Annotated in this window: 20 protein-coding genes; 10 read left to right on the forward strand and 10 right to left on the reverse strand. The window is 42.2% G+C overall.

Translation table 11 applies throughout. The annotated features are described in order from the left end of the window. Nucleotides 1–830 precede the first annotated feature (830 nt). Both N6H18_RS09015 and N6H18_RS09020 read left to right on the forward strand, forming a co-directional pair. Complete coding sequence (locus N6H18_RS09015; protein ID WP_262311509.1) at nucleotides 831–2,132, forward strand: methyl-accepting chemotaxis protein; 1,302 nt, start codon at nucleotides 831–833, stop codon at nucleotides 2,130–2,132. Nucleotides 2,133–2,663: 531 nt separating this feature from the next. Beyond that, complete coding sequence (locus tag N6H18_RS09020) at nucleotides 2,664–3,218, forward strand: hypothetical protein (protein ID WP_262311510.1); 555 nt, start codon at nucleotides 2,664–2,666, stop codon at nucleotides 3,216–3,218. Here the strand turns inward: N6H18_RS09020 and N6H18_RS09025 are convergent. The 4 genes from N6H18_RS09025 to N6H18_RS09040 all read right to left on the reverse strand — a co-directional run bounded on the left by N6H18_RS09025 (nucleotide 3,215) and on the right by N6H18_RS09040 (nucleotide 8,069). Further along, nucleotides 3,215–4,369: a formimidoylglutamase gene (locus N6H18_RS09025; RefSeq protein ID WP_262311511.1), complete on the reverse strand. Its 1,155-nt coding sequence runs from the start codon at nucleotides 4,367–4,369 to the stop codon at nucleotides 3,215–3,217. The genes N6H18_RS09020 and N6H18_RS09025 overlap by 4 nt on opposite strands. Before the next feature lie 93 nt (nucleotides 4,370–4,462). Next, nucleotides 4,463–5,770: an NADH:ubiquinone reductase (Na(+)-transporting) subunit F gene (gene nqrF / locus N6H18_RS09030; protein ID WP_262311512.1), complete on the reverse strand. Its 1,308-nt coding sequence runs from the start codon at nucleotides 5,768–5,770 to the stop codon at nucleotides 4,463–4,465. Between the two features lie 312 nt (nucleotides 5,771–6,082). Further along, nucleotides 6,083–7,150: an Ldh family oxidoreductase gene (locus N6H18_RS09035; protein ID WP_262311513.1), complete on the reverse strand. Its 1,068-nt coding sequence runs from the start codon at nucleotides 7,148–7,150 to the stop codon at nucleotides 6,083–6,085. A gap of 1 nt (nucleotide 7,151) precedes the next feature. Beyond that, nucleotides 7,152–8,069, reverse strand: a complete 918-nt coding sequence (locus tag N6H18_RS09040; protein ID WP_262311598.1) for a Ppx/GppA phosphatase family protein — start codon at nucleotides 8,067–8,069, stop codon at nucleotides 7,152–7,154. A gap of 185 nt (nucleotides 8,070–8,254) precedes the next feature. Between N6H18_RS09040 and N6H18_RS09045 the strand changes: the two genes are divergently transcribed. The 3 genes from N6H18_RS09045 (at nucleotide 8,255) to N6H18_RS09055 (ending at nucleotide 11,568) form a co-directional block, all read left to right on the forward strand. Then, nucleotides 8,255–9,811 carry an acyl-CoA carboxylase subunit beta gene (locus N6H18_RS09045; RefSeq protein ID WP_262311514.1) on the forward strand — a complete coding sequence of 519 codons (1,557 nt, stop codon included), beginning with the start codon at nucleotides 8,255–8,257 and terminating at the stop codon, nucleotides 9,809–9,811. A 3-nt stretch (nucleotides 9,812–9,814) separates the two neighbouring features. Next, nucleotides 9,815–10,885 (forward strand): M42 family metallopeptidase, encoded by a 1,071-nt coding sequence (locus N6H18_RS09050; RefSeq protein ID WP_262311515.1) that lies wholly within the window; start codon nucleotides 9,815–9,817, stop codon nucleotides 10,883–10,885. Nucleotides 10,886–11,229: 344 nt separating this feature from the next. Beyond that, nucleotides 11,230–11,568, forward strand: coding sequence for a hypothetical protein (locus N6H18_RS09055; RefSeq protein WP_262311516.1), 339 nt, complete (start codon nucleotides 11,230–11,232; stop codon nucleotides 11,566–11,568). Nucleotides 11,569–11,726: 158 nt separating this feature from the next. On the opposite strand, the gene lpdA is transcribed toward N6H18_RS09055, so the two are convergent. Further along, on the reverse strand, nucleotides 11,727–13,118 hold the full coding sequence (gene lpdA / locus N6H18_RS09060; protein WP_262311517.1) for a dihydrolipoyl dehydrogenase: 1,392 nt from the start codon (nucleotides 13,116–13,118) through the stop codon (nucleotides 11,727–11,729). 448 nt (nucleotides 13,119–13,566) lie between these two features. Between lpdA and fabG the strand changes: the two genes are divergently transcribed. Beyond that, on the forward strand, nucleotides 13,567–14,313 hold the full coding sequence (fabG, locus tag N6H18_RS09065) for a 3-oxoacyl-[acyl-carrier-protein] reductase (RefSeq protein ID WP_262311518.1): 747 nt from the start codon (nucleotides 13,567–13,569) through the stop codon (nucleotides 14,311–14,313). A 103-nt stretch (nucleotides 14,314–14,416) separates the two neighbouring features. Next, complete coding sequence (locus tag N6H18_RS09070) at nucleotides 14,417–16,489, forward strand: hypothetical protein (RefSeq protein WP_262311519.1); 2,073 nt, start codon at nucleotides 14,417–14,419, stop codon at nucleotides 16,487–16,489. Between the two features lie 19 nt (nucleotides 16,490–16,508). Here the strand turns inward: N6H18_RS09070 and N6H18_RS09075 are convergent, their stop codons facing one another. From N6H18_RS09075 to N6H18_RS09085, 3 genes are all read right to left on the reverse strand, one after another. Next, nucleotides 16,509–19,052: an ATP-dependent Clp protease ATP-binding subunit gene (locus N6H18_RS09075; protein ID WP_262311520.1), complete on the reverse strand. Its 2,544-nt coding sequence runs from the start codon at nucleotides 19,050–19,052 to the stop codon at nucleotides 16,509–16,511. A 101-nt stretch (nucleotides 19,053–19,153) separates the two neighbouring features. Continuing rightward, nucleotides 19,154–19,759, reverse strand: coding sequence for a WbqC family protein (locus tag N6H18_RS09080; protein ID WP_262311521.1), 606 nt, complete (start codon nucleotides 19,757–19,759; stop codon nucleotides 19,154–19,156). Further along, complete coding sequence (locus N6H18_RS09085; RefSeq protein ID WP_262311522.1) at nucleotides 19,756–20,385, reverse strand: L-threonylcarbamoyladenylate synthase; 630 nt, start codon at nucleotides 20,383–20,385, stop codon at nucleotides 19,756–19,758. The genes N6H18_RS09080 and N6H18_RS09085 overlap by 4 nt, the downstream gene beginning before the upstream one ends. Nucleotides 20,386–20,484: 99 nt before the next feature. Between N6H18_RS09085 and mltG the strand changes: the two genes are divergently transcribed. After that, entirely contained in the window at nucleotides 20,485–21,522 is a 1,038-nt protein-coding gene (gene mltG / locus N6H18_RS09090) for an endolytic transglycosylase MltG (protein ID WP_262311523.1), read from the forward strand. Beyond that, nucleotides 21,519–21,854, forward strand: a complete 336-nt coding sequence (locus tag N6H18_RS09095; RefSeq protein WP_262311524.1) for an MGMT family protein — start codon at nucleotides 21,519–21,521, stop codon at nucleotides 21,852–21,854. Before mltG ends, N6H18_RS09095 begins: the two co-directional genes overlap by 4 nt. A 67-nt stretch (nucleotides 21,855–21,921) precedes the next feature. Here the strand turns inward: N6H18_RS09095 and N6H18_RS09100 are convergent, their stop codons facing one another. Then, on the reverse strand, nucleotides 21,922–23,352 hold the full coding sequence (locus N6H18_RS09100) for a sodium:solute symporter (protein ID WP_262311525.1): 1,431 nt from the start codon (nucleotides 23,350–23,352) through the stop codon (nucleotides 21,922–21,924). Between the two features lie 120 nt (nucleotides 23,353–23,472). On the opposite strand from N6H18_RS09100, the gene N6H18_RS09105 reads away from it, so the two are divergent. Then, nucleotides 23,473–24,594, forward strand: coding sequence for a fatty acid desaturase family protein (locus N6H18_RS09105; protein ID WP_262311526.1), 1,122 nt, complete (start codon nucleotides 23,473–23,475; stop codon nucleotides 24,592–24,594). 614 nt (nucleotides 24,595–25,208) lie between these two features. On the opposite strand, the gene N6H18_RS09110 is transcribed toward N6H18_RS09105, so the two are convergent. After that, nucleotides 25,209–26,393, reverse strand: coding sequence for an O-succinylhomoserine sulfhydrylase (locus tag N6H18_RS09110; RefSeq protein ID WP_262311527.1), 1,185 nt, complete (start codon nucleotides 26,391–26,393; stop codon nucleotides 25,209–25,211). Nucleotides 26,394–26,493 lie beyond the last annotated feature (100 nt).

Raw genomic sequence — 26,493 nt, forward strand, 5'->3', positions numbered from 1 at the left:
TATTCAAATTGAGTTACTATTTATTGTGTTAATGGATCCAGTTCTTATTAGAGAAATGGAGTGCTCTTACAACATCAGGTTAATTTCATTGTATATAACGGTATTAAATATTAAAAAATCAAGTATTTGGGTATTTATTTTTTTGATAAAGATCGCTCAAATGATAGATGAATGTAATACCAAGATTTAGGTATATTTGAGGTGAATAGCTAAAAACTCCCATTCTTAGTAGCTATTTTCCATTTAAAAGCATCATTTTACATGTAGTGCTACTGTATCTAAGCCTGTATTAATTTGTGAGAAGTTTAGTTTTAATAGCAAACTAGATGCTCAAGTCTATCAAGAAGTATTTGGGTAGAAATAGTTTTTTATTATCAGAATATTTAATTCTATACGTGATTTAGTAAATTGTCGGAATCACTATATAGCTCCTAACGGTTAAACTTGTACGTATGCAATTTTTTCAATTTTACTCATAATAAATATGATGACTCAATTTTTATACTTCTGGTTAGCAATGACTCTTTTTGGTCTTCCACCAACGCTTTTTTTCAATTGGTTGATTTTCAAAAGGTCATTTGTGTTTCGTCCGTTGTGTTGGATATCGGTTTCTATGTACGTTTTAGTGTTGGTCGCCTACTATACAGGACTCTTTGGATTGATTTCATTGTGGTACACAATACCTATTGGTTTGATTTCTATACTATTCACTTTTATAAACCTGAAAAAGAGTATTCAGGAACCAATGCAAAGAATCAATACCACGTTTGATAAGTTGAGAGAAGGTCAGATTGGTCTGACCATTGATTCCAAAGATTTGAATAAAAAGGATGAATTGGGAGATTTTTTTCAATTCTCTTCATCTCTTTTTACAAAAGCTCAATGAATCTGCCCGATTTGCTTCTGCTATGGGGGATGGAGACTTGTCTAAGGAATATGTAGCACTAAGTGATAAAGATATTTTGGGTCAATCACTGCTGACACTTAGAAAGAAATTGAATGATTTTATAGGGGAGACCAATGAAGTCGTTGCAAAGGCGGGAGAGGAAGGTGATTTGATCGCTCGGATTAAAGAGGATGGCAAAAGCGGTGTGTGGAAACAAATGAGTTCATCGATCAATCATCTTTTGGATTCTGTTGTCACTCCCATTTTGGAAATAAACAAGATTGTTAATGCCATGGCAAATGGTAATCTCAATAATAGGTATTCATTGGAAGCAAAGGGACAAATAGCCGAATTGACTTTGGGATTAAATACGGCACTTGATAACATGAATGCACTTCTGTGGAAAATCAACCAGAGCGTTATGGCTATCAAAGACTCATCATCAGAGATGCTCAGCACGGGAGAGGAGATGAGTTCTAGTACCAATGAAATTGCAGGAGCGATTGGACAAATGAGCAATGGAGCACAAACACAGGTCTCTAGGGTTGACGCATCATCTACACTTGTAGAAGAAATGCTTAGAAAATTTAATGAGATGCGTTTCAAATCTGATTCGATTAATTCAGCAGCCAAAAAAGGTTTCGAAGATAGTGAACGGGGTTCAGCCATTGCCAAAGGTGTAGTACAGAATATAACTCAAATTGCTGATTTTTCTAAGAAGACCACAGAGTCAATGAGTGTGCTCACTGATCGATCCAATCAAATATCTAAAGTACTAGGAGTCATCACTGATATTGCTTCTCAAACTAACTTGCTGGCCCTGAATGCAGCTATTGAGGCTGCTCAAGCTGGTGAAGCAGGTAGAGGATTTGCAGTGGTAGCAGAAGAAATACGCAAGCTGGCAGAAGGGTCTCGTCAATCTGCAAGAGAAATTGAGCAACTTGTCAACGATGTGCAACATGATACTTTGGAGGCATCTAAAGTGATTGATACTATGAATAGCAGTGTCAAATTTAGCTTAGATGCTTCTATACAAGCCTCTGAAGTGTTTGACCAAATCGCAAATGCTTCTGCTGAGACTTTGCAGCTTTCTGAGCAGATATCTGAATCAACCAATGCCCAGTCAGAAAGCATCAACAAAGTTGTTTCCATTACAGAGGAGGTCGTAGTAATAGCAGAGGAGACGGCAGCCGGTACGGAGCAAATTTTCAAGCTCTGCTACGGAATTGTCATCTGGTATGAATAACTATATCCAGAAATCTATTTGGTTGAGCAATGTTTCAGGTGAATTGGAAAAGGATGTCGCAAAATTCGAGTTGTCAGATAGCTATAAAAGTATTGGAGATAGATCCAGTGTGGACCAGAAAAATATTGATTCAGGATTGGAAGATCAGTCTTGACCAAAATTGCACTAATCATTGATTGCGTAGATTACCTAATCAATCAACTACACAGAAGGGTTCATAACCAATGTGGCCTTCTGTGTGGTTTATTGCTATATTTTTATATTAAATAGGATATAAATAATGAGATGCTTTTGAAAACCCTATTTGTACCTTTCAATTGACGGGGCTGCAACAGAATTCTTTTGCTTATTATCTTTTTTCTTGTCTTCTACTCGCGCTGTATTCATACCCATTTCATCATCTTTCGTGTGGGTGTTTTTACCCAGGTAGGGGTAATCCGTAAAGTTTTAATTAAGAAGTAACCTGATTTCTGGGTAATCATTCGTCTTATACCTTTGGTAAAAGTTGAGAATTGCTAATAGCAGAATAAGATGAACCAAAGAACAGAACCATATCAGGAAGAGGAATTAGGAGGGATTGCCTGTAGAATAGCAATGGAGTTTATTGAGCAAGTACTAGAAAGAAGGAGTATAAAACCTGAATTGATACACAAGGCTCAAATTGAGCTAGCCATATTTTTTGACAGAGTGATCATAGAGAGAATGAGTGGTCACTTTTGTGTATCCACTATTCAAAGGGTGTCCAAGCAATATTTGAAACAGCTCAGTCATGAGATGGTCGACAAGAGCATCACCTACCATGATGTCATTAGATTATGCTCGATACGACATGGATTTTATTGCCAAGGTCTCAATGAATCACCCGAAGAAGACTTTTTAAGAACAGTCTCTATGCAGTGGTTTCAATTTCCGATGCAACAGACGGATGGATCAATCAGACCCTTGGAATTTGACTTCACGTATTACTTTTCAGACATTCCGTTGACCTCCGAGGTTTTGTTTGACCTAGGGCCAAAATATGCTGATCGAATAGTTCAAGAATTGAAAGTTATGAAGCCCTCAATGGTGTCTAATGGGCCGTTTTAGATCAATTTAGTAAAAGTCTGAATCCAACGCTCAGGGACATCTCCTTTGGTTGCTTGCTGATAGTCTGCGTGATCACATGGGACAATGTAGCTCCTGTCGTAGACTCCCTTGTGGTTGATATTGGGCACTTCCATCCACCATTTATCGGATAGCCTACTTTTGTAAAATACGATGGTCTCTGGATTGACATCCATGGCTACTACATACTTGACATAGTCATTGGTCTGAAACCCTTTTTCACCTTTTCTGTTTTTGAAACCTTCGATAAAGTACCAAATCATAGTAGCTACTACCATTGCGGTCTGATGGTCATAGCTGTCTTTCTCAGGATTGTACTCATAGATACCAACAGAACTCAGCTTGTCATTCATACCAGCGTACCACATGATTTGACAAGCTTCTTCTCCCGTTAGTCCAAATACTTCAGAGCGATCTCCCCCAGGACAGTATATTTTTTGAATGGCAGACAGGTCGAAAGTGAGCATGTCTGCTTCCCTGATCAGAGGTTCCACTCGTTTGAAATCATCTCTCATCGCACCTAGCCTCAAGCTATGAAAACCCAGCTGTGCCAATACTTTTTCTGCGGTAGGATTGACTAAGTACGACTGATGACCTAATTGAGTATAGTTGAATAGGTAATTGGGTTCGTGGGTGAATATTTGATGGAAATGGTTGAGGTTAGCATCATTGTTCTCCTTTTTGGAGATATCAAATCGAGAATCTACATTGAGGACACTGACCATTTTTTCCTCTTCTTCATAGGAGAGGAATTGCCCAATATCTAGGTCATGTGAACCTCCTATGAGTAGAGGTAGGATTCCTTTAGAGATCAATTTTTGACATACTACTTGAATTCTTTTGTACGTTTCATCCAGTTCTGTTCCATTTCTGAGATTACCTAGATCTATGATGTTGCAGAGCCCTTCCCCTTTTTTTAGTCCGTAGAGTTTTTTGCGGATGAATCTCAATCCTGGATCATTGATCTGCGAACTCCCGCCTGTTTCGTTGATCCCAATGATCGCAATGTCGATCGCATCCAAACTTGGCATTTTGGTTTCGTTGATATATATGGATTGTATGAGGGAGTCACTATCGAAGCTCTCTGGTTTGAGACTCTCGTCGATGGGATTGAAAAACAGTTTTAAATCCATTCAATATCAGGTTAAAAATGATCAGATCAAATCTACAAAAAAAAAGCCCAGACGAGGGTCGTCTGGGCTTTGAAAATATTGTCTGATTTTGGATTATCCTCCGAAATCATCAAATGATACGTTTTCGTCAGGAACACCCCAATCGTCACACATCTTTAATACCGCCTGATTCATCATAGGAGGACCGCAGAAGTAAAACTCGATGTCTTCAGGAGATTCGTGTTTCTTCAATTGCTGCTCAATCACCGCATTATGAACGAATCCTAAGAAACCATCTCCTTCTTTGTCATCCATGTCTTTTTTCTCAATCCAGTTGTCTTCTGGCAATGGATCAGAGAGTACAATTTCGAATTGGAAATTAGGGAATTCTCTCTCTATTTTTCTGAAATCTTCTTCGTAGAATAACTCTCTTTTTGATCTTCCACCGTACCAGTAAGTTACTTTTCTTCCTGTTTTCAAAGTGTGGAATAAGTGGAACAAGTGAGATCTCATGGGAGCCATACCAGCACCACCACCGACATAGATCATCTCAGCTTGTGTTTCCTTGATGAAGAATTCACCATACGGTCCTGAGATAGTTACTTTATCACCTGGTTTTCTAGAGAATACATAAGAAGAACAAATACCAGGATTCACATCCATCCATGCATTTTTTGCTCTGTCCCACGGTGGAGTTGCAATTCTAATTGTCAACATGACGATGTTGCCTTCAGCTGGGTGGTTGGCCATTGAATATGCTCTGAAGATTTCTTCATCATTCTTCATCTTCAAATCCCAAATCCCAAATTTGTCCCAATCTTCTTTGAATTTTTCTGGACCAGCAGGATCGCTTGGATCTGGACTGATATCAATGTCCTTACTGAAATCTACTTCGCATTTTGGAACGTCTACTTGGATATAGCCTCCAGCTTCGAAGTGCAAGGTTTCTCCTGGGGGGAGCCTTACGATGAATGCCTTGATAAAAGTAGCCACGTTGTAGTTGGACACAACTTCACATTCCCATTTTTTGATTCCAAAGATTTCTTCAGGAATTTCGATGGTCATGTCGTTCTTTACTTTCACTTGACAAGCCAATCTTACATGCTCTTTTTGCTCAGTACGGCTCAGGTGACCTACCTCTGTTGGGAGTACGTCTCCACCGCCTTCGATCACTTTGCACTTGCACATGGCGCAAGTACCACCACCGCCGCAGGCAGATGGCAAGAATATTTTTTGACCAGAAAGAGTTGACAAAAGTGTAGAACCCGCTGAGGTAACTACTGGGTTAGACGTGTCACCATTGATGGTGATGTTTACATCGCCCGATTGCACGAGTTTGGACTGTGCAAAAAGTAGAACGAAAACCAATAGTAAAATCACTAATGTGAAGGCTACTATCGAAGTAAATATGATAAAGGACATTTTGTATTAATTAAATTTTCTGTCTCAATTTTTATTGCACAAATATAAATGAATTAATGACGAATAATTGTCAGTTAAAACCTAAAAGTCAGTAGTGAGAAGAGATTATTGGAGGAATATTTTTTGATTGAAACACAAATCATTATGTGTAGATTGTAAAATGTTGAATAGTACTGTTTTTTTGTCACAAAAAGTGATTTCTCCAGTTGTCCGACAGAACCTTGCATCTGGCGACTTACTCGATGAGGTCAAAGCATTTGATGGTAGCTATTAGTCGTGACTGGACTGAAGTAAAAGGATCTCAAATCTACTTTATAATGTCACTCCAAATTTCTCTCCCAATTCCTTCAAATCAGCAATGACTGGTGCTAATAAGGGTATGCCGTTGATTCTGCGATCTGCTTCCATTTCGCGCTCATAGTCACCAGGAATCTGTACCGGGTTATCAGTATCTATAGGTGCCGTTTTTCGGAACCGCTCTACCCAAGTATCCATGTTGCGGAGGAAGTCCTCCTTGGGTCTGAAGGCATCCACTCTCATCGCCCCAAAGAAATGCCCGAGTCCTTCACCAACAGGATCAGCTACTGGATCCATAAAACTCACAAACGGAGGTGCCCAAGGGCCGTAATTCGCTCCTGACAGCACTGCTGAAAATATATCTACGATTGAGCCGAGTATGTAGCCCTTGTGCGAGGCATGCTCTCTGTCTCCGCCTAGTGGGAGCAAAGCACCACCTTCTTTTACACCGTGAGCATTGGTGGTCGGATTTCCGTCTGCATCCTGTACCCAACCTAGTGGTGTGTCCAGATTCTTGCGCTGGAGAATTTCCAGTTTGCCATTGGCAGCTGTAGTAGTTGCCATATCTGCCACGAAGGGCGTTTGATGCAGGGTAGGGATGGCTACTGAGATCGGGTTGGTTCCCAACATTCTTTCCTTCCCAAAAGTCGGTGCGACCAGCGGACTGGCGTTGGTCATGGAGATGCCGATCATGTCTTCTTCCAGAGCCATCATCGAGTGATAGCCCGCTATTCCGTAGTGGTTGGAGTTTTTGACGCTGACCCAGCCGCTGCCTACTTGCTTGGCCTTGTCGATCGCGATCTTCATCGCAATGGGTGCTGAGATCAGACCCAAGGCAGCATCCGCATCTACTGTCGCGGTGGACGGTGTCTCATGCACGATCCGGATGTTGGGCTTGGCGTTGATTCGGTTGACTTCCCACAAGCGTACGTACCCTTTGAGTCTGGCGATTCCGTGAGAATCGACCCCTCTCAGGTCTGCGCTGATAAGTACGTCTGAGGCTTTTTTTGCCAAGTCTTCCTCATGTCCGATGGCGATAAATATCTGAGTAGCGAACTGGTGTAATTGCTCGTAAGTGTACATGTTATGCTTTGTTTTTGTCTGGCAGACCGTGGTACAATACGCCTTCTTTCAAGGCAAAAGGAGAGATTTTTACTTCGTCGAAGTGGCAACTGTTCATGACGTATTGGGTGACAATCGATGCACCTACGATCATGTCCACTCGCATACTAATCATACCTGGGATAGCCAATCTTTCATCTCTTGTTTTGGAGACCAGTGCTTTATTGATGGTCTGTAATTCTGATTTTAGCAGGATAGGGTCATCCATGATGTTTTCAGGATGAATGGCTGTGTGCATATCCCAAAAGGTATCAAACGAACCCGAAGAACCAATCAGGTATTTGGCACCATACTCTTTCGTTTTGGCGACCATCTCTACCAGAGTTTCATCCAAAAAGGATTGCAAAGCCGTGATTTCTGAATTTTGAATTGGGTCTGATTGATGAAACTGGTCGATGATGCGTTGTCCTCCGATCTCATAGCTCTGGAGCCATTTGATTTCGTCGGCATCCGCCAAAATAAATTCAATGCTGCCACCACCTATGTCCATGATCAGGGCAGTTTCTTGGATGTCAATGAATTCCTTCACTCCCTGATAGATGAGAAAGGCCTCTTCTTCTCCTGTCAATACGTTGACATTGATTCCCGTTGTTTCTTTGATTGCCTCGATGAATTCTTGTTTGTTTTCTGCATTTCGTACTGCAGAGGTGGCAGTGGCGATGGTTTCATCTACTTGATACTGGATCAATTTTGACCTGAAATTACTGAGTGTTTCGATGGCTCTATCAATCGCATCATCTGATATGTAGCCTTTGCTGATTCCGTTTTTACCTATCCTGACCGCTACCTTTTCCTTGTGGAGGATTTGATTTTCATCGTTTCGATCCACAATCAATAAATGGAACGTATTCGTCCCGATATCAATGATCCCTACTCTCATATTCTTCAAAATTGCGGCTAATTTATATAGGCTATGCTGAAAAATTCTTGTAGCAGAAAGAAATATACGTTCTGCCTTATATTTTAGCCCGTGGCGTCTGGCTTTAAACCTATAAGGTTTTTAAAGCCTTATAGGTTTTCGGATACTCTACTGCTTATATTTGATTACGCATCAATGCCGATTACATGAGATTAAAGACTGAAAAAGAAAAAATAGCCCTGCTAAAAAAATTCAATCAAGAGGCAGAACAAGGAGGTGGGGAGAGAAGAATTGCCTCACAGCACGACAAAGGAAAACTAACCGCCCGAGAGCGAGTCGAATTGTTATTGGACGAAGGGACCTTTCAGGAAATCGGCAAATTGGTGGTGCATCGTGCGACCAATTTTGGTTTGGACAAGCAGCAGTTTTTGGGTGATGGTGTGGTGACGGGCTATGGCAATGTCAATGGTCGCTTGGTCTATGTGTATAGTCAGGATTTTACCGTCTTTGGTGGATCACTGTCTGAGACACATGCCGAGAAAATCGTCAAAATCATGGATCTGGCGCTGCAAAACGGTGCGCCCATCATCGGGCTCAATGATTCTGGTGGGGCTAGAATCCAGGAAGGAGTCGTGTCACTCGGAGGCTATGCAGATATCTTTTATCGCAATACCCTGGCATCTGGTGTGATCCCTCAGATCTCTGCGATCATGGGACCTTGTGCGGGTGGTGCGGTCTATTCTCCCGCTATTACAGACTTTGTCTTCATGGTAGAGAACACCTCCTACATGTTCGTGACGGGACCCAATGTAGTGAAAACGGTGACGCAGGAACAGGTGACAGCCGAGGAATTGGGTGGTGCATCAGCGCACAGCGTCAAAAGTGGCGTGACACATTTTGCCAGTAGGAATGAGGTCGAATGTATCCGAGACATCAAGAAGATCCTCAGCTACATGCCTCAGAATTGCGAAGACGCACCTGCAGAGGTTAACTATACACCGTCCAACGAGCTGCGTCCCAAACTAGACGAGATCATTCCCGAAAATCCCAACCATCCCTATGACATCAAAGAGGTGATCCGAGAAGTGGTAGATCAAAATGACTTCTTTGAGGTGCATGAGAACTATGCGGACAATATCGTGGTAGGCTTTGCCAGAGTCGCAGGGCGCAGCATCGGGATAGTCGCCAACCAACCTCAGAGTATGGCGGGAGTATTGGACATAGATGCGAGCAAGAAGGCTGCACGTTTTGTCCGTTTTTGCGATTGCTTCAACATTCCTTTGGTGGTGTTTGAGGATGTGCCAGGGTTCTTGCCGGGTACAGATCAAGAGTGGAATGGCATCATCAGCAACGGCGCAAAGCTGCTTTTTGCATTTTGTGAAGCGACTGTGCCACGGATCACGGTGATTACGCGCAAGGCTTATGGTGGTGCCTATGATGTCATGAACTCCAAGCATATCGGCGCAGATTTGAACTTTGCTTGGCCGACTGCTGAGATCGCGGTGATGGGAGCCAAAGGTGCTGCCGAGATTATTTTCAAAGCGGAGATACAAGCGGCAGATGATCCAGAAGCCAAACTCGCGGAGAAAGTAGATGAGTACACAGAGATGTTTGCTCACCCTTATGCTGCTGCTAATCGTGGCTTTATCGATGAGGTGATTTTGCCTAGGAATACACGATTAAAATTGATTGCGGGTCTGCGTATGTTAGAAAATAAAGTGGCTAATTTGCCTAAGAAAAAACACGGAAATATTCCTTTATAAAGTATGAATAAGAGTAGTAAAGAGTTTTTATATAAGTATTTGGACAACCCATCACCTACAGGATTTGAATCCTCTGGACAAAAGATTTGGCTGGATTATGTCAAGGCATACACGGATGAATACATCACGGATACCTATGGTTCTGTGGCTGCCATTATCAATCCAAAGGCTGACTACAAAGTGGTCATCGAGGCACACGCAGATGAGATTTCTTGGTTTGTCAACTATATCACGGACGATGGTTACATCTATGTGATTAGAAATGGTGGCTCGGATCACCAAATCGCTCCATCCATGCGTGTCAACATCTTTACCGACAAGGGAATCGTCAAGGGCGTATTTGGCTGGCCTGCAATCCATGTGCGCAAAGACAAGAATGAAAAGAATCCTGCTTTGGACAACATTTTCATAGATGTGGGCTGTAGTACCAAGGACGAAGTGTTGGAGTTGGGCATCAAAGTGGGTAACGTGATTACCTTCCAAGACGAACTCATGGAGCTGAACGGTAAGTACCTATGTGGGAGAGCCCTAGACAACAGGATAGGCGGATTCATGATTGCTGAGGTGGCTCGCAAACTGCATGAAAACAAAGTTGAGCTGCCTTTTGGACTATATATAGTCAATGCAGTGCAAGAAGAAATCGGATTGAGAGGAGCAGAAATGATGGCTGCAAGGATACAACCCAATGTAGCAGTGATCACCGATGTATGTCACGATACCAACTCACCCATGTATGAGAAGAAACTGGACGGAGATCAAAAAGCAGGAAAAGGCCCTGTGTTGACCTTCGGTCCAGCGGTACAAAACAACCTGCTCAAGATGATCATGGAAGTAGCAGATGGGAAGAAGATTCCCTATCAACGTGCCGCTAGCTCTAGATCGACTGGGACAGATACAGATGCCTTTGCCTACAGTGGTGTCGGCATTGCTTCTGCGCTTATTTCTTTACCGATCAAATACATGCATACGACCGTCGAAACTGCACATTTGGATGATGTCGCCAATGTCATAGAACTGATGTATGAATTTATCATACAACTCAAAGAGGGACATGATTTCAGTTATTTGAAGTAGTATCTTACTATCTGGATGGAAAAAAATGGAAAAAGCCCCGAGTTTCGGGGCTTTTTCTGAATAAGTAGAATCCTCATACTGCGACTCAAACAATTGCTGTTTTGTAACAGTGGGGGCAAACTAATAGATTTTCTAATTATTACTGCTAATCCAAGAAGAATATTTGGATTATCGCAATGATTATTAGTGATTTTTTAATTCTATTCAATATTGTCTGTGTGTACTGATAATGAATGTTGGGTTTTGTTAGAGGATATTCAACGTTCGAGGTAGATTCTTAAAAAAGTCATGGTTTATTAATTTTTTGCCTTTCTTTGTCTGAAATAAAACCAAGGAAACTGAGTATGCCAACGATCAAAATAACCAAAGTTCAGTGTAGTGTCCCCGATGAGATAGACAAGGACGAAATGTATCTCAAACACAGAGGAAAGAAGGTTTGGCCTGTTGGGAATCGCTATTTTAGAATGGATACAGGAGATAAAGTACTGGTAGATCTCTTGCTGGACGTTGAATCAGGATGGGTAGAGGTTGAGCTATGGGATTTTGATTACTTGAGTTTCAATGACCACTTAGGCACTTTCAGATTTAATGTCGATGCTCCCAAAGGAGAATATTCTACGACTATGGATTTGCTAGAGAAGGGTAGTACAGCCAGCTATATCATGCATTGGGAGGTGGTTTGATCTGAGAGTTGAAAAATTGAAAGTTTTAAAGTGATAAAGTTGCGTTTGTAACGTGACAGAAGTAATTGCGAAAACTGGTTAGCGTTGGTGTGTTTATCAACAAAAAAGCCGATCCACATACTGTGCGAATCGGCTTTCTGATTTCTAAGTGCTAGTGATTACAAGTGAATTGCTTCACCGTAAGCGTCTTCTACTGCATCTTTGATGGCTTCTGACATAGTAGGGTGAGGGTGAATTGCTTTCATGATTTCATGCCCCGTTGTTTCCAGTTTTCTAGCGACGACTGCTTCTGCAATCATATCCGTCACACCAGCACCGATCAAGTGACAGCCCAACCATTCGCCATATTTGGCGTCAAAGATCACTTTGACAAACCCTTCTGAGTTTCCTCCTGCTTGTGCTTTTCCTGATGCAGAGAATGGGAATTTACCTACTTTGATTTCGTATCCTGCTTCTTTGGCAGCTTTTTCGGTCATACCGACAGATGCGATCTCTGGTGTACAGTAGGTACACCCAGGGATGTTGCCATAGTCAAGAGGTTCTGGGCTTTCGCCACACATTTTTTCCACACAGATGATCGCTTCGGCCGACGATACGTGAGCCAATGCAGGTCCATGTACAATGTCACCGATGGCATAGATGCCAGGGATGTTAGTTTTGTAGTAATCATCTACGACGATTTTGCCTCTGTCGGTCATTACTCCTACATCTTCCAGCCCGATGCCTTCGATGTTGGTAGATACACCAACTGCTGACAATACAATATCACATTCGATTTGCTCTTCGCCTTTTTTTGTTTTGACAGTTACTTTGCAGCCAGTTCCTTTGGTGTCCACCGAGGTGACTTCTGCTTCTGTCATGATATTCATGCCTTGTTTTTTAAACGATCTCAACAGTTGCTTAGAGATGTCTTCGTCCTCTACAGGTACGATGTTTGGCATGTATTCTACGATTGTTACTTCTGTACCGATTGAGTTGTAGAAATAAGCAAACTCCACGCCAATGGCGCCAGAACCTACGATGACCATTTTCTTAGGCTGCTTTGGTAGAGACATAGCTTCTCTGTAACCAATGATTTTTTTGCCATCGATAGGCAGGTTAGGAAGTTCTCTAGATCGACCTCCCGTCGCTATGATGATATTGTCAGCTGCATAACTTTCAGTTTTCCCATCAGCAGTGACTGTGACGGTTTTGTTGGCTGCAACCTTGCCAAAACCGAGCAATTGATCGATTTTGTTCTTTTTGAGTAGGAACTGAACTCCTTTGCTCATAGTGTCAGCCACTCCACGGCTTCTTTTGATCATTCCACCAAAATCTGCTTTGGAGTCTTTTACAGTGATTCCGTAGTTTTCAGCATGCGAGATGTATTCGAATACGCTTGCGCTTTTCAACAGAGCCTTGGTTGGGATACAACCCCAGTTGAGACAAATGCCTCCGATTTCTGCTTTTTCTACAACTGCTACTTTTTTCCCCAATTGGGAAGCTCTGATAGCCGCAACGTATCCACCAGGACCGCTACCTATCACTATTAAATCATATTTATTTGCCATAATACTTTGTACTGAATAAAGAGTGACCCTGTTTCGTTCAGGCTCTAAAGAGCTGCAAATTTAATCCCTTTGATTGGAGAAAAAAACATTATTGCCATCCATAAAACCTAATGTCTGAGCATTATTACACATCCTTTAATCAAACTGGTATTTTTTAGGTAAAAATCTAATGGATATAGTTAAAGGGTGTATTTTTGAGACAAAATTAGCAACGGAAAACTGTTGCTTAAACAATCAATACAATACACATGGATTTGTGATTGGACTCGATGAGAGATAAAATCATAGAGAGGTATGTGAATTGCGAACAAAAAATACTTGTATATACATGACATGTCCGTCATGACCACTATTCGGATTCACGCATGAATCAAATCATGAACCCGAGTCTGGAATGGATGAAACTTTAGGACATTCCATGTGACCCTTTAAAATTAGTTATACACACATGAAATTATTGGAAGGAAAGACTGCATTAGTGACAGGTGCTTCAAAAGGAATCGGTAGAGCCATCGCGTTGAAATACGCCGAGCAAGGTGCCAACGTAGCATTTACTTATCTATCAAGTGTAGAAAGAGGTGAAGCACTGGTCAAAGAATTGGAAGCATTTGGTGTCAAAGCCAAAGGATACAGATCAGATGCATCTCAGTTTGCAGCGGCAGACGAATTGGTATCTGCTGTCGTAGCAGACTTTGGTCAGTTGGACGTGTTGATCAACAATGCTGGAATAACCAAGGACAACTTGCTGATGAGAATGACCGAGGAAGCTTGGGATGAGGTCATCAATGTCAATTTGAAGTCATGCTTCAACACAGTGAAAGCTGCAACACGAACCTTTATGAAACAAAAGTCAGGTTCAATCATCAATGTTTCATCGGTAGTGGGAGTGAAAGGAAATGCAGGTCAAGCTAATTATTCTGCATCTAAGGCTGGTATCATCGGGTTTACCAAGTCTATAGCACTCGAATTGGGATCAAGAAATATCCGTAGCAACGCCATCGCCCCAGGATTCATCGAAACGGAAATGACCGAAGTGTTAGACGAAAAGGTTGTCCAAGGATGGAGAGACGGTATCCCAATGAAACGTGGCGGACAAGCCTCCGAAGTAGCTGATGCCTGTGTGTTTTTAGGATCTGATATGTCAACTTACATCTCTGGACAGGTATTGAATGTCTGCGGAGCGATGTTGACCTAATATACAATCTGTCAAAGTCTGTCTTGAACTAAAACTATAAGTTGGAGACAGACTTTTTGTCTAACTTCCGATCTCTTCCTACATTGACGAAACCCAAATAACATTGCCCATTATTCAATTCGAATATTCGCTTTGGCTCTTGCCACTTTATTTTTTGGTCTCCTGCGCCATCAGTTATTTGTTGTACTCCAAAAAGGCCCCTTGGAGTCCTATCATCAATAGATCTCTTTTAGTTTCTAGAGTCATCGTACTCACACTAATGTTTGTATTGCTGCTCAATCCCCTGATCAATCAGTATGTGGAACAAGTAGAGAAACCCAAGGTGATCCTTGCGCTCGATAATTCTACTTCGATCTTGAATAATTTAGATTCTACAGAGGTGGATGCAATAGGCCAATCTATCCTTGATCTGGAATCAATTTTGGATAAAAGAGGATACGAAGTAGTCAAAATTGATTTGCAAAAGGAATGGGGATCATGGGATGAAGTGAATTTTGATCAGGTAACTACTGATTTAAATGGTATGTTAAGAGAAGTAGACTCAGATTATGAAAATACAAATCTGGCTGCAGTCTATCTGGTGAGTGATGGGAAATTTAACTTAGGAAGTTCACCACTCTACCAGCCCCATGCATACGTGGTTAATACAATAGGTGTGGGTGATACGATTCAGAAACAGGATCTAGAGATTCGCAATGCTCTTCACAACAAGATAGCTTATCAAGGCAATCGTTTTCCAGTGGTTGTGGAGGTATTCAATTATGGTTTTGCAGGTAAGACCGCCACCGTGCGAATCAAGAAAAACACAAAGACTTTAGTTTCGCATACAGTAGAGTTCAAAGCTAATGAATCGCTCAGTAAAGTGGAGTTCGAATTGGAGGCTACAGAGAATGGTCTGCAAAAGTTTGATATACAGATTGATGCTTTTGAGCAGGAGGTCATTACCGAAAACAACTATCAAAGTATCTATATTGATGTGATTGATGGCAGGCAAAACATCTTGCTACTCGCAGCTGCTCCGCACCCTGATCTCAAAGCGCTGAAATCAGTCATCGAAAGGAATCAGAATTTTGAAGTCAAGGTATTTGTGCCTGGTGTGGCGGAATACCCAGATGAAAAATACGATTTGGTGATTGTTCACAATGCGTATGATCGTTTCAATCTAGTCCAGAAATATGTAGATCAACTCGTGTCGAAGAAGGTGCCAATGTTTTATATTTTGGGTGCTCAGACCAATTTGAGGAACCTAGCACAAAGGACACAACAGGTTTCAATTTCGCAGCTGCGAAATCAAAGAGATCAAGTGGGAGGTCAATTCAATATGGATGCTGAATTGTTTACCATCAATTCAGATTTGAATGAGCGATGGAAAGAATTTTCACCTTTGTCTGTACCCTATGGTGAAGTGACTATTCCACAAAGTGCACGAGTATTGCTCTATCAGCGGGTAGGCTCAGTCATGACTAATAAACCCTTGCTGTTCACGGATGAGGCTGGAGACATGCGAACCGCATATTTACTAGCCGACGGGATTTGGCAATGGAGGCTGCAAGAATATGGGCTGTATGAGAATACCGAGAGTTTTGATGAGTTTTTTTTGAAGCTAGTTCAATACCTCAGTACCAAGATCGACAAAAGGAAATTTAAGTTTTACCCGCTAAGTAATGAGTTTGGGACTAACGAAATAGCACAGTTCCAAGCAGAGCTGTATGACGAAATTTATGATCGGGTCTATGGGGAAGAAATCTCTGTCAAGATCATCGCAGAGGACAAATCTATCAAGCAATATTCATTCACTCCATCCTCACAGTATTCAAGGTTAGAAATCGCCAATCTCACTGCAGGGAAGTACTTCTATGAAGCACAAGTGACTTTGGATAGCAAAACCCTGAAAGCTTCGGGTTCATTTGTGGTCAAGGAGCAACAATTGGAGCAACTCGATCAGGTAGCTGACTTTACCTTGCTGCGTCAACTGGCAGCCAACAACCAAGGTGCATTTTTTACTTTTGACAAGGATGATGAGATTACTCAAAATGTATCAGCATCCTCCTACAAAAGCCTCGTGCATTTCGAGGAAAACATCTATCCCGCCATCAATCTGCTATGGATAATGTTACTTGTCCTGCTGTTGGCTTCTTTGGAATGGGGAATTAGAAAGTATTCAGGAGGGTACTAAAAAAAAGAGTAGGCTTAGCCTACTCTTTTTTCTCTTTCTTAATGTTCTTCTTTTTTTTGACCGATATACTCAGCTGTTCTTCTTTTTCGATATGATCTGCTAGCAAGGTGTCACCTTCTTGCACATCACCAGTGAGAATAAACTCAGCGATTTGATCTTCCAGATATTTCTGGATGGCTCGATTGAGAGGCCTAGCTCCATACGCAGGGTCATAACCTTTGTCTGCAAGGAAATCCTTGGCAGCATCAGTCAATTCTACATTGTAACCTAGATCAATTACTCTGGTGAGTAATTTGTCCAAGGAAATATCTATGATCTTGTGTACATCTTTTCTCTCCAGTGAGTTGAATACGATGACATCATCCAATCTATTCAAGAATTCTGGGGAAAATGCCTTCTTTAATGCACTCTGGATAGTGGTCTTCATGATGTCATCCAAGTTGTCTTGCTTGTTTTTGTTCATGAATCCGATACCCGCACCAAAATCTTTGAGGTCTCTAGCTCCGATGTTAGAAGTCATGATGATGACCGTGTTTCTAAAATCAACTTTACGACCCAGTCCGTCTGTTAAGATACCATCGTCTAGTACCTGAAGGAGAATGTTGAACACATCTGGGTGTGCTTTTTCGATCTCATCCAGCAATACTACGCTGTATGGTTTTCTTCTAACCTTTTCGGTGAGTTGTCCACCTTCTTCGTATCCTACATATCCTGGAGGTGCTCCTACCAATCGTGATACAGAGAATTTCTCCATGTATTCACTCATGTCTATTCTGATCAAGGCATCGTCCTTGTCGAATAGGTATTTAGAAAGCACTTTAGCCAATTCCGTTTTACCAACTCCAGTAGGTCCAAGGAATACAAACGAACCGATAGGTTTGTTTGGGTCTTTGAGTCCTACTCTCGTTCTTTGAATTGCTTTGGTCAACTTGGCAATTACTTCGTCTTGACCAATGACCTGCTCTTGCAAATCACTCTTCATGGTGAGTAATTTTTTGCTTTCCTTCTGAGCAATTCGCTTGACAGGCACTCCTGTCATCATGGCAATTACTTCAGCTACGCTGTCTTCATTGACTGTATAGCGCTGAGATTTTGTTTCCTCATCCCATTTCGCTTTGGCCAATTCAAGTTGCTCGATCAGTTTCTTTTCTTTGTCTCTGAGTTGAGCAGCTTCTTCATATTTTTGACTCTTGACAACTTGGTTTTTTTCAACCTTGATTGCCTCTATAGACTCTTCCAAACTGACGATTTCATCTGGTACATATATGTTATTGATATGTACTCTTGAGCCAGCTTCGTCCATCACATCGATGGCTTTGTCTGGTAGGAATCGGTCACTGATGTATCTATCAGATAGATTTACACATGCCTGAATCGCTTCTTCGGTATAGTTCACATTGTGGTGATCCTCGTACTTGTCTTTGATGTTGTTCAAAATTTGTACAGTCTCACTTTTTGTAGTGGCATCTACCATCACCATTTGGAATCTTCTCGCCAATGCACCGTCTTTTTCGATGTACTGTCTGTATTCGTCCAAGGTGGTTGCCCCGATGCATTGAATTTCTCCTCTGGCAAGGGCTGGTTTGAACATGTTGGACGCATCTAGCGAACCAGAAGCTCCTCCTGCACCTACGATGGTGTGCAACTCGTCAATGAACAGAATCACTTCTGGAGATTTTTCAATCTCGTTCATGACTGCTTTCATTCGTTCTTCGAACTGACCTCTGTATTTTGTACCCGCCACTAGAGAAGCAAGATCCAAGGTTACTACTCGTTTGCCGAACAGCACTCTTGATACTTTCTTCTGAATGATTCTAAGCGCAAGTCCTTCAGCGATCGCTGTTTTACCTACACCCGGCTCACCGATGAGTATTGGGTTGTTTTTCTTTCTTCTACTCAGAATCTGCGCGACTCTTTCGATTTCTTTGTCTCTACCGACGATAGGGTCTAGTTTGTCATTCTCAGCCATTTTGGTCAAATCTCTTCCGAAATTGTCCAAAACAGGAGTTCGTGATTTTTCTCCCCCTTTTCCTGATGGATCTTTGCTAGATGAACCGCTTCCTCCAGCACCAAACAATCTAAAGTCATCCTCTGGTTCGTCCGTATCGGATGATGCCATGGGGTGCTCTGTTTGGTATTCGAGCAATTCTTTGACTACATCATAGGCTACATCGAACTTGTCGAGTATCTGCGTACCTATGTTGTCTTCATCTCTCAAGATGGAGAGCAAAAGATGCTCCGTGCCGATGAGTTGGCTTTTGAATATTTTTGCCTCTAAATAGGTGATTTTTAGTACCTTTTCTGACTGTCTTGTCAGGGGAATATTGGCTAGGTTTTTCACGTTGTTGGTAGCCGACCCTTTAGTAGCTTTTTCAATTGAAGCTCTTAGTTCGTCCAGAGACACCCCTAATTTTTTCAATAAGCTAATCGCAACCCCTTCTCCTTCTCGTATCATACCGAGTATGAGGTGCTCTGTCCCGATGTAATCGTGACCTAATCTGAGGGCTTCTTCCCGACTCGATGAAATTACCTCTTTTACCCGATTCGAAAATTTTGCTTCCATGTGCTACTTCGTTGTAGTAAAAATAATTTTTAATCTAATAAAAACTAAACATTAAGATAAAAACGACTAAATAATTTAATCGTTATAATCAGTCTTTGTTTTTACAAATAATTGTCGGATTCAGGCCCAGTATTGCTGAGCAAATCCAGTACGCTTAAGTTAGCTGCAAATTCTTGACCAAACAGCTGCTGGTACGGGACGGGTTCGTGGATCTGTGACCAAAGATAGTCCTTTTTGGGGTGAATAAGCGATCTCATGTCCTCAAATTGACTTTTTGATGTGCTTTCGTAAGTTTCTGTCAAATTTATTTTCGTGTCAATATGGAGTGCTTTGAGACAGAATGACAGAATTTCCATGTTTAGGTCGAGGAGTCTTGTCTGCTTTTTGAACAGGATGTCGTGTATGTAACCCTCATAATATTCGAAGAAGGGAGATTTGTTATAGGCCGAGGTGAAAGCACGCCAATGGTCATTGAGCCAGCGATGTGTATATTCAATTTGAATATCGGCCATCTTTATCTTTTTGTTACCTCCTTTTACCGGGACAGCCAAAGGCAGTGTGCGGTTCGCATCTAGGATATAGCATCTGTTGCGATAAGTTTGCTTTTCGAAGTATTCTTGGGTTTCTATCCAGATTTCGTCTTTGGACTTGAGCAAAGAAAAGTAAGCGATACAAGGAAAGTATTGACTGTCTACTATAGTCCTCATAGAAAATCCGATAGGTCTCCTAGTCCTTCTCTGATGACATGCGCCTCTCCTTCGGTACAATCCACCACTGTACTGGCGACATTGTTGCCATATCCACCATCGATGACAATGTCTACTTTGTCTCTGTATTTTTCATAGATGAGTTCTGGATCTGTAGAGTATTCCAAAACCTCATCTTCGTCATGAATAGAGGTGGTGATGATAGGATTTTCTAGTACGCGCACGATTTCCCTTGGGATGTTGTTGTCAGGTACACGGATACCGATGGTCTTTTTAGAGGTGTGCAGCATCTTGGGGACTTTGCTGCTGGCATTGAGTATGAAAGTGAAGGGGCCTGGCAATGCCTTCTTCATCAGTTTGAAAGTAGCAGTGTCTAGTGACTTGGTGTATTCCGAGATATGACTCAGGTCATAGCAGATAAATGAGAAGTCCACCGTCTTGGTTTTGATATCTTTGAGTCGCTTGATATTGTCGATGGCTCTGGGGTTGAAAATATCACAACCCATCCCGTAGATCGTATCGGTTGGGTAGATGATAATTCCGCCTCGTCTCAGTACATCGGCGATGTGTTCAATTTTCCTAGGATCAGGATTTTCTTCATATAGCTTGATCAATTCGGTTTTCATAGTGGGCAAAATTAATCAATTGTCTGGTTTTTGAGTGGCTAGATTAATTAATGCCAGATACAGAGCATAAAATGAGTAAATAACTATTTTTGCGACCTTATGAACAAGAAGAAAATTATTTTGGGTGCAGTGATTGTTTCATTTTCAGTCATGCTCTCTTCTTTTGGATTTTATTTCCATCAAGTGGTCTATGCGCCCAATTTCTTGTATGAGAAAAATCCCAAACCCTTGATCATTCCGACGGGTTCTGATTTCAAATATGTACAAACTGAGCTAGCTAAAGGTGGATTCCTAGAAGATGTGATCAGCTTTAGTTTCCTAGCCAAAATATTGGATTACGATGTGAATGTGAAACCGGGTCTCTACCTGATAGAGCCAGACATGAGTAACCTGCAAGTGATCAGAATGCTAAGGTCAGGTAGTCAAACAGCAGTCAATGTGACATTCAACAATGTACGCTTGATTCCTGATTTGGTAGAAAAGATCACCAAGAATCTAGAGATGTCAGAGTTGGATTTTGAAGCGGTATTGAGGAATGATTCATTGATAGGGGCTTATGGATTTGATAGTTTGACCATTATTTCGATGTTTATTCCTAATACTTATCAGGCCTATTGGAATGTAAAGCCCGAAGCTTTATTTCTCAAAATGAATAAAGAATACGAGAAGTTCTGGACAGAGGAAAGAAAGGCCAAAGCCAAAGAAATGGGATTAAACCAAATTCAAGTTTCGGTCTTGGCATCTATCGTGCAATCAGAAACGATTATGTCTGATGAACGTCCAATTGTAGCGGGACTCTATCTGAACAGGTTGGAAAGAGGAATTCCCTTGCAAGCTGATCCAACATTGGTGTTTGCGGCGCAGGATTTTGAGATCAAAAGAGTGTTGACCAAGCACACGCAGATCGATTCGCCATTCAATACCTACAAATATCAGGGCTTGCCTCCAGGGCCGATCAACATGCCAAGCATCAGTTCGCTAGATGCTGTGCTCAATTATCAAGAGCATAATTTTATTTACATGTGTGCCAAAGAGGACTTTTCAGGCTACCACAATTTTGCCACGAACCTGATCGATCACAACCGCAATGCGGTGCGGTATCAGCAGGCATTGAATCTAGCCGGACTCTACAAGTGACCAAGAAATATAGCTTTTTCGAGGATGTGTATGCGGTAGTCAAGTTGATACCGACTGGTAGAGCGACGAGCTATGGGCTGATCGCCAACTATCTCGGGACAAAGATGAGCGCACGGATGGTGGGTTGGGCTATGAATGCAGCGCATGGTTTGCCAGATGTGCCTGCTCACCGTGTGGTGAATAGAAATGGTCTCCTTACTGGCAAGGCTCACTTTGCCACACCGATGCTGATGCAAGAATTGCTAGAAGCGGAGGGCTTGAAAATCGTGGATGATAAGATTCAAGATTTTGCAAATGTCGTTTGGGATCCCATCAAGGAACTGGATGTTTAGATGACCGCTATCCGCTGCACGACAAACGCGAAAAAGCAGTCAGCGTATGGCGGAAAGCGAAAAACGGTCAACGCTCCCTGATCAGCCAGAGGCCAATGAAACTAATCAACCCATTGATCAATAATAGTTCAAATCCAAATTGATAGCCTCCGAGCCACTCCACAGAATTGGCATTGACTAGATAAGTAAGAATTGGTGCCGCGACGCAAACGATGGGAGCGAAACCGTCTTTGATTTTTAGTTTCGTAAACAATCCAAAAGAATACAAACCTAAAAGTGGACCATAGGTGTATCCTGCTACTTTGAATACTTGGTTGATGACGCTATCGTCATTGATGGCTTTGAAAATCAGGATGACCAAAAAGATCAACAAGGAGAAGCCTACGTGAATCCATCTCCGTTGTTTGTCACTAGAATCATTGGGGCTCTTACCCAAAAAGTCAATGTAGAATGAAGTGGTCAGCGCAGTAAGCGCTGAGTCTGCACTGGAATAAGCCGCGGCAGTCACTCCTAGCAAGAAGATGATTCCTCCTAAAACACCTAGGTGATTGATGGCTATGTAGGGGAATAATCCATCGGTGGTCTGGGTCAGATCAATGTTTTTCATCTCTACATAGTGATAGAGTATGGTGCCTAAACCGAGGAAGAACAGATTCACAAAGACCAGAATGATCGTAAACCAAAACATGTTTTTTTGTGCGTCTTGGAGGGAGCGACAGGTGAGGTTTTTTTGCATCATGTCTTGATCCAATCCTGTCATGACGATGGCAATGAACGCTCCTGCAAAAAACTGCTTGAAGAAGTTGCGAGGTGACAGCCAATCCCATACAAAGATCTTTGAATTAGGACTAGTCACTATTACATCCATGAGTTGCCCAGGGCTGTAGATCAGTTCGTCGCTGATGATCCAGATGCTGATGCCTACTGCGAGGAGCATAAACAAGGTTTGCAGTGTATCGGTCCATACGATGGTCTTGATGCCGCCCTTGAAAGTGTAAAGCCAGATCAGCGCAATGGTCACAAACACAGATACAGAAAACGGAATGTGGAAGGTGTCAAAAAACGCGACCTGGAGTACGGTTGCGACGAGAAATAATCGGAATGATGCCCCGATGACTCGAGAAAGAAGGAAAAAGAATGCACCAGTCTTATAAGAACTTTTACCAAAGCGAGTATCCAGATACTGGTAAATCGATACCAAATTCATTTTGTAGTATAGAGGCAGTAGCACAGTACCGATCACCAAGTAGCCCACGGTATAGCCCAACACAATTTGAAAATAGGACCATTGACTGCTGCCAACTTCTCCAGGGACGGAAATGAAGGTCACACCTGAGAGGGAAGCCCCAATCATTCCAAAGGCAACTAGATACCATGGCGACTGTCTGTTGCCAGTGAAAAAAGAGGCCGAGTCATTGTCTCGGCTAGTCATTTTAGCAATTAACATCAGCGCAGAAAAATATCCTGAGATAACAAGAAAGACCAGTATGGGACTCATAAAAGTGTGTTTTGGACTGTGAGCAAACATATAGTATTTGGCTGATCTGTGGAGGATCGGTAACGAAGAATTCATTTTGCTACCTAGTATCTCAAGGTTTTAAAAACTATTTTTGCGGATATGCAAGAAACGCCAAGCGCGGAGAAGATCATTTTTGACTACAATGATGCTGACTCTAAGAGGTTTGTACAGACCTTGAATAAAAAAGTAAATGAATACTTTCAATCCAAGGGGATTTCCAAGCACGGAAATGCAGGCCTGTATTTCAAGACAGTATTTATGCTGGCGATGTTTTTTGCTCCTTACTTTTATATCGTTCTGGCAGAGCCGCAGGGTCTATTGGCTATTTTGGTGCTGATGATCATGGGGGCTGGCATGGCGGGGATCGGTCTATCTATCATGCACGATGCAGTGCATGGCGCGTATTCTTCTAACCGTACGGTCAACAAGATTTTGGGCTACACTCTCAATGCAGTAGGAGGGAACGCCATCAACTGGCGGATTCAGCACAATATCAAGCATCATACTTATACAAACATCGAAGATCACGATGAGGACATTGATCCCAAGGCTATTCTACGGTTTTCTCCAGGCACACCATTGAAGCCCATTCACAAGTACCAATACCTATATGCATGGTTTTTTTATGGTCTGGGCACGTTCTTTTGGGTGACGTTCAAGGATTTTGCAAAAATCACGAGATACAACAAAGAGGGCATTCTTGCCAAAACCACCAAGAGTGTGGCAGGTGAGTATGTGATCTTGATCGTAACCAAGATCGTCTATTATGCCTATGCTATAGGCGTTCCGATTTATTTCACTTCCTATACTGGCTGGCAGATCTTCGGAGGATTTATGCTGATGCACTTCGTGGCTGGGATGGGTTTGGCAGTGATTTTCCAACCAGCACACTTGATGAACGAAGTAGTATTCCCCGCACCAGACGAAAATGGTAAGATGGAGTACTCATGGATCGTACATCAACTGTATACCACTGTGAACTTCGGGAACAATAATCCATTTTTGGGATGGTATGCTGGGGGATTGAACTTTCAAATTGAGCATCATTTGTTCCCTCACATTTGCCATATCCACTACAAGGGATTGTCCAAAATCGTGAAAGAGACAGCTGCGGAGTTTAATTATCCATACTATACAGAGCCGACTTTTAGATCTGCGCTCATCGCTCATGGTCGCAAACTCAAAGAGCTAGGCAGACCACCAGTTGCCTCTGTAGCCTAATGATAGCATGAAAAAACATTTTTTCGCCTTTCCTAGGATTCAGGAAGCGTGAAAAAACTTTTTTCCACCATTCCTAGCGTTCGTGAAGCATGAAAAAACATTTTTTCGCCTTTCCTAGCGTTCGTGAAGCATGAAAAAACATTTTTCCACCATTCCTAGTGTTCAGGAAGCGTGAAAAAACTTTTTTTCAGCCTTTTTGTGGTGTATTGGGTACTTGTGCGGATGTATTGCGATTTCGATCTTTAGAGATGCTAGGCATTTCAAATGCCCAATCAATGCGAACGCATCACAGCTGCGCCAGAGCGGGTGTGATTCTGCTTTACTTATTTGACACAGTATAATTTTAATTTTTCACAGTGCTATTGCAATAGGGGTGAGTGAGTTGATCATTTCCAAAATTTGATTTCTACTTTTTGGTGGCCAATATGGGCATAAACTTCGTTGCTGTGCCCTTTGGGTTTCGCAAACAGTTTTCTGCCAAAAATGGAAAGTTTACTTGTCCCTCTATCAAAGCTAACATCTCAACTTCGTATTTGATCAATAGTATATGGCATTATTGGCCTGATCTTATAAATATAACAAGATCTAGGTAGATGATTTTCTAGGTGAAAAACTTATTTCTTAGCCTTTGCCATCGCTTGATCGATGTCTTCGATGATGTCCTCGATGTGCTCTAGCCCTACAGATACCCTGATCAGATTGGCAGTGATGCCAGTGGCTTCTCGTTCGTCATCGGTGAGTTTGGCGTGGGTGGTAGAGGCAGGATGCGTGACGATGGTTCTGGTGTCTCCTAGGTTCGCACTGAGTGAGCACATTTCTACTCCCTCCAAGAATGTCTTCCCAGCCTCCAAGCCTCCTTTGATCCCAAAGGAAACCATACCGCCACCAGAGCTCATTTGCTTTTTGGCAATCTCGTGCTGTGGATGTGAAGGGAGGAACGGATAGCGTACCCATTCTACCTGAGGATGTGCTTCTAGATACTTGGCGAGTGCCAAGGCATTGTCACAGTGACGATCCATACGGACAGCCAATGTCTCCAAGCTTTTGGACAGTATCCAAGCATTGAATGGTGACAAAGAAGGGCCCGTACTTCTGGAGAAAGTGAAAATCTCTGCGATGAGATCTTTTCGTCCAAGTACCAAACCACCCATGACACGACCTTGTCCGTCGATGTATTTGGTCGCTGAGTGGATCACCAAATCAGCACCAAACTCTATCGGGCGCTGGATATATGGAGTGGCAAAGCAATTGTCCACCACCAAAATCAAATTGTGCTTTTTGCAAAATGCATTGGCAAAATCTAGGTCAATCAACTCAATTCCAGGATTGGTTGGGGTCTCTAGGTAGAGCAATTTGGAGTTGGATTTGACAGCATTGTCCCAGCTCGCCGTGTCATTCAAATCCACATAATCACTGCCTATGTTGTACTTGGGCAAGAATTTGCTGATGATGGTATGGGTAGAGCCAAAAATAGATCGCACCGACAACATGTGGTCGCCTGCAGATAGCAAAGTCATGAAGGTAGTGAAGATCGCAGACATCCCTGTGGCTGTCGCAAAACCCGCTTCAGCCTTCTCCAAAGCGCACATCTTGTCTATGAGTTCGCTGGTGTTGGGATTGGTGAATCTGCTGTAGGTATTTCTATCTATTTCACTCGCAAAAGTCGCGCGCATTTCTTCCACGTCATCAAACACAAAGCTGGAGGTCAAGTACATAGGATTGGAGTGTTCCTTTTCCTGTGTGGTCTCTATCTGTATGCGGATGGCATCTGTTTCGAAATGTCTGCTTTTCTTACTCATGTTACTTCTCAATTCGCGATTCTGGGGCTCTGTGCAGAGCAGGTTGCAAATATGGCTTTTTCTTCCTTGAATTTGAAGTAAGAGGACTGACTATTATCGT

Source organism: Reichenbachiella agarivorans, assembly GCF_025502585.1.
GTDB lineage: Bacteria > Bacteroidota > Bacteroidia > Cytophagales > Cyclobacteriaceae > Reichenbachiella > Reichenbachiella agarivorans.

Excerpts from the sequence above, each read along its gene's own strand:
- N6H18_RS09015 (WP_262311509.1), top strand. The coding sequence starts at position 831 with ATGAATTGGGAGATTTTTTTCAATTCTCTTCATCTCTTTTTACAAAAG.
- N6H18_RS09020 (WP_262311510.1), top strand. The coding sequence starts at position 2,664 with ATGAACCAAAGAACAGAACCATATCAGGAAGAGGAATTAGGAGGGATT.
- N6H18_RS09025 (WP_262311511.1), bottom strand. The coding sequence starts at position 4,369 with ATGGATTTAAAACTGTTTTTCAATCCCATCGACGAGAGTCTCAAACCA.
- nqrF (WP_262311512.1), bottom strand. The coding sequence starts at position 5,770 with ATGTCCTTTATCATATTTACTTCGATAGTAGCCTTCACATTAGTGATT.
- N6H18_RS09035 (WP_262311513.1), bottom strand. The coding sequence starts at position 7,150 with ATGTACACTTACGAGCAATTACACCAGTTCGCTACTCAGATATTTATC.
- N6H18_RS09040 (WP_262311598.1), bottom strand. The coding sequence starts at position 8,069 with ATGAGAGTAGGGATCATTGATATCGGGACGAATACGTTCCATTTATTG.
- N6H18_RS09045 (WP_262311514.1), top strand. The coding sequence starts at position 8,255 with ATGAGATTAAAGACTGAAAAAGAAAAAATAGCCCTGCTAAAAAAATTC.
- N6H18_RS09050 (WP_262311515.1), top strand. The coding sequence starts at position 9,815 with ATGAATAAGAGTAGTAAAGAGTTTTTATATAAGTATTTGGACAACCCA.
- N6H18_RS09055 (WP_262311516.1), top strand. The coding sequence starts at position 11,230 with ATGCCAACGATCAAAATAACCAAAGTTCAGTGTAGTGTCCCCGATGAG.
- lpdA (WP_262311517.1), bottom strand. The coding sequence starts at position 13,118 with ATGGCAAATAAATATGATTTAATAGTGATAGGTAGCGGTCCTGGTGGA.
- fabG (WP_262311518.1), top strand. The coding sequence starts at position 13,567 with ATGAAATTATTGGAAGGAAAGACTGCATTAGTGACAGGTGCTTCAAAA.
- N6H18_RS09075 (WP_262311520.1), bottom strand. The coding sequence starts at position 19,052 with ATGGAAGCAAAATTTTCGAATCGGGTAAAAGAGGTAATTTCATCGAGT.
- N6H18_RS09080 (WP_262311521.1), bottom strand. The coding sequence starts at position 19,759 with ATGAGGACTATAGTAGACAGTCAATACTTTCCTTGTATCGCTTACTTT.
- N6H18_RS09085 (WP_262311522.1), bottom strand. The coding sequence starts at position 20,385 with ATGAAAACCGAATTGATCAAGCTATATGAAGAAAATCCTGATCCTAGG.
- mltG (WP_262311523.1), top strand. The coding sequence starts at position 20,485 with ATGAACAAGAAGAAAATTATTTTGGGTGCAGTGATTGTTTCATTTTCA.
- N6H18_RS09100 (WP_262311525.1), bottom strand. The coding sequence starts at position 23,352 with ATGAGTCCCATACTGGTCTTTCTTGTTATCTCAGGATATTTTTCTGCG.
- N6H18_RS09105 (WP_262311526.1), top strand. The coding sequence starts at position 23,473 with ATGCAAGAAACGCCAAGCGCGGAGAAGATCATTTTTGACTACAATGAT.
- N6H18_RS09110 (WP_262311527.1), bottom strand. The coding sequence starts at position 26,393 with ATGAGTAAGAAAAGCAGACATTTCGAAACAGATGCCATCCGCATACAG.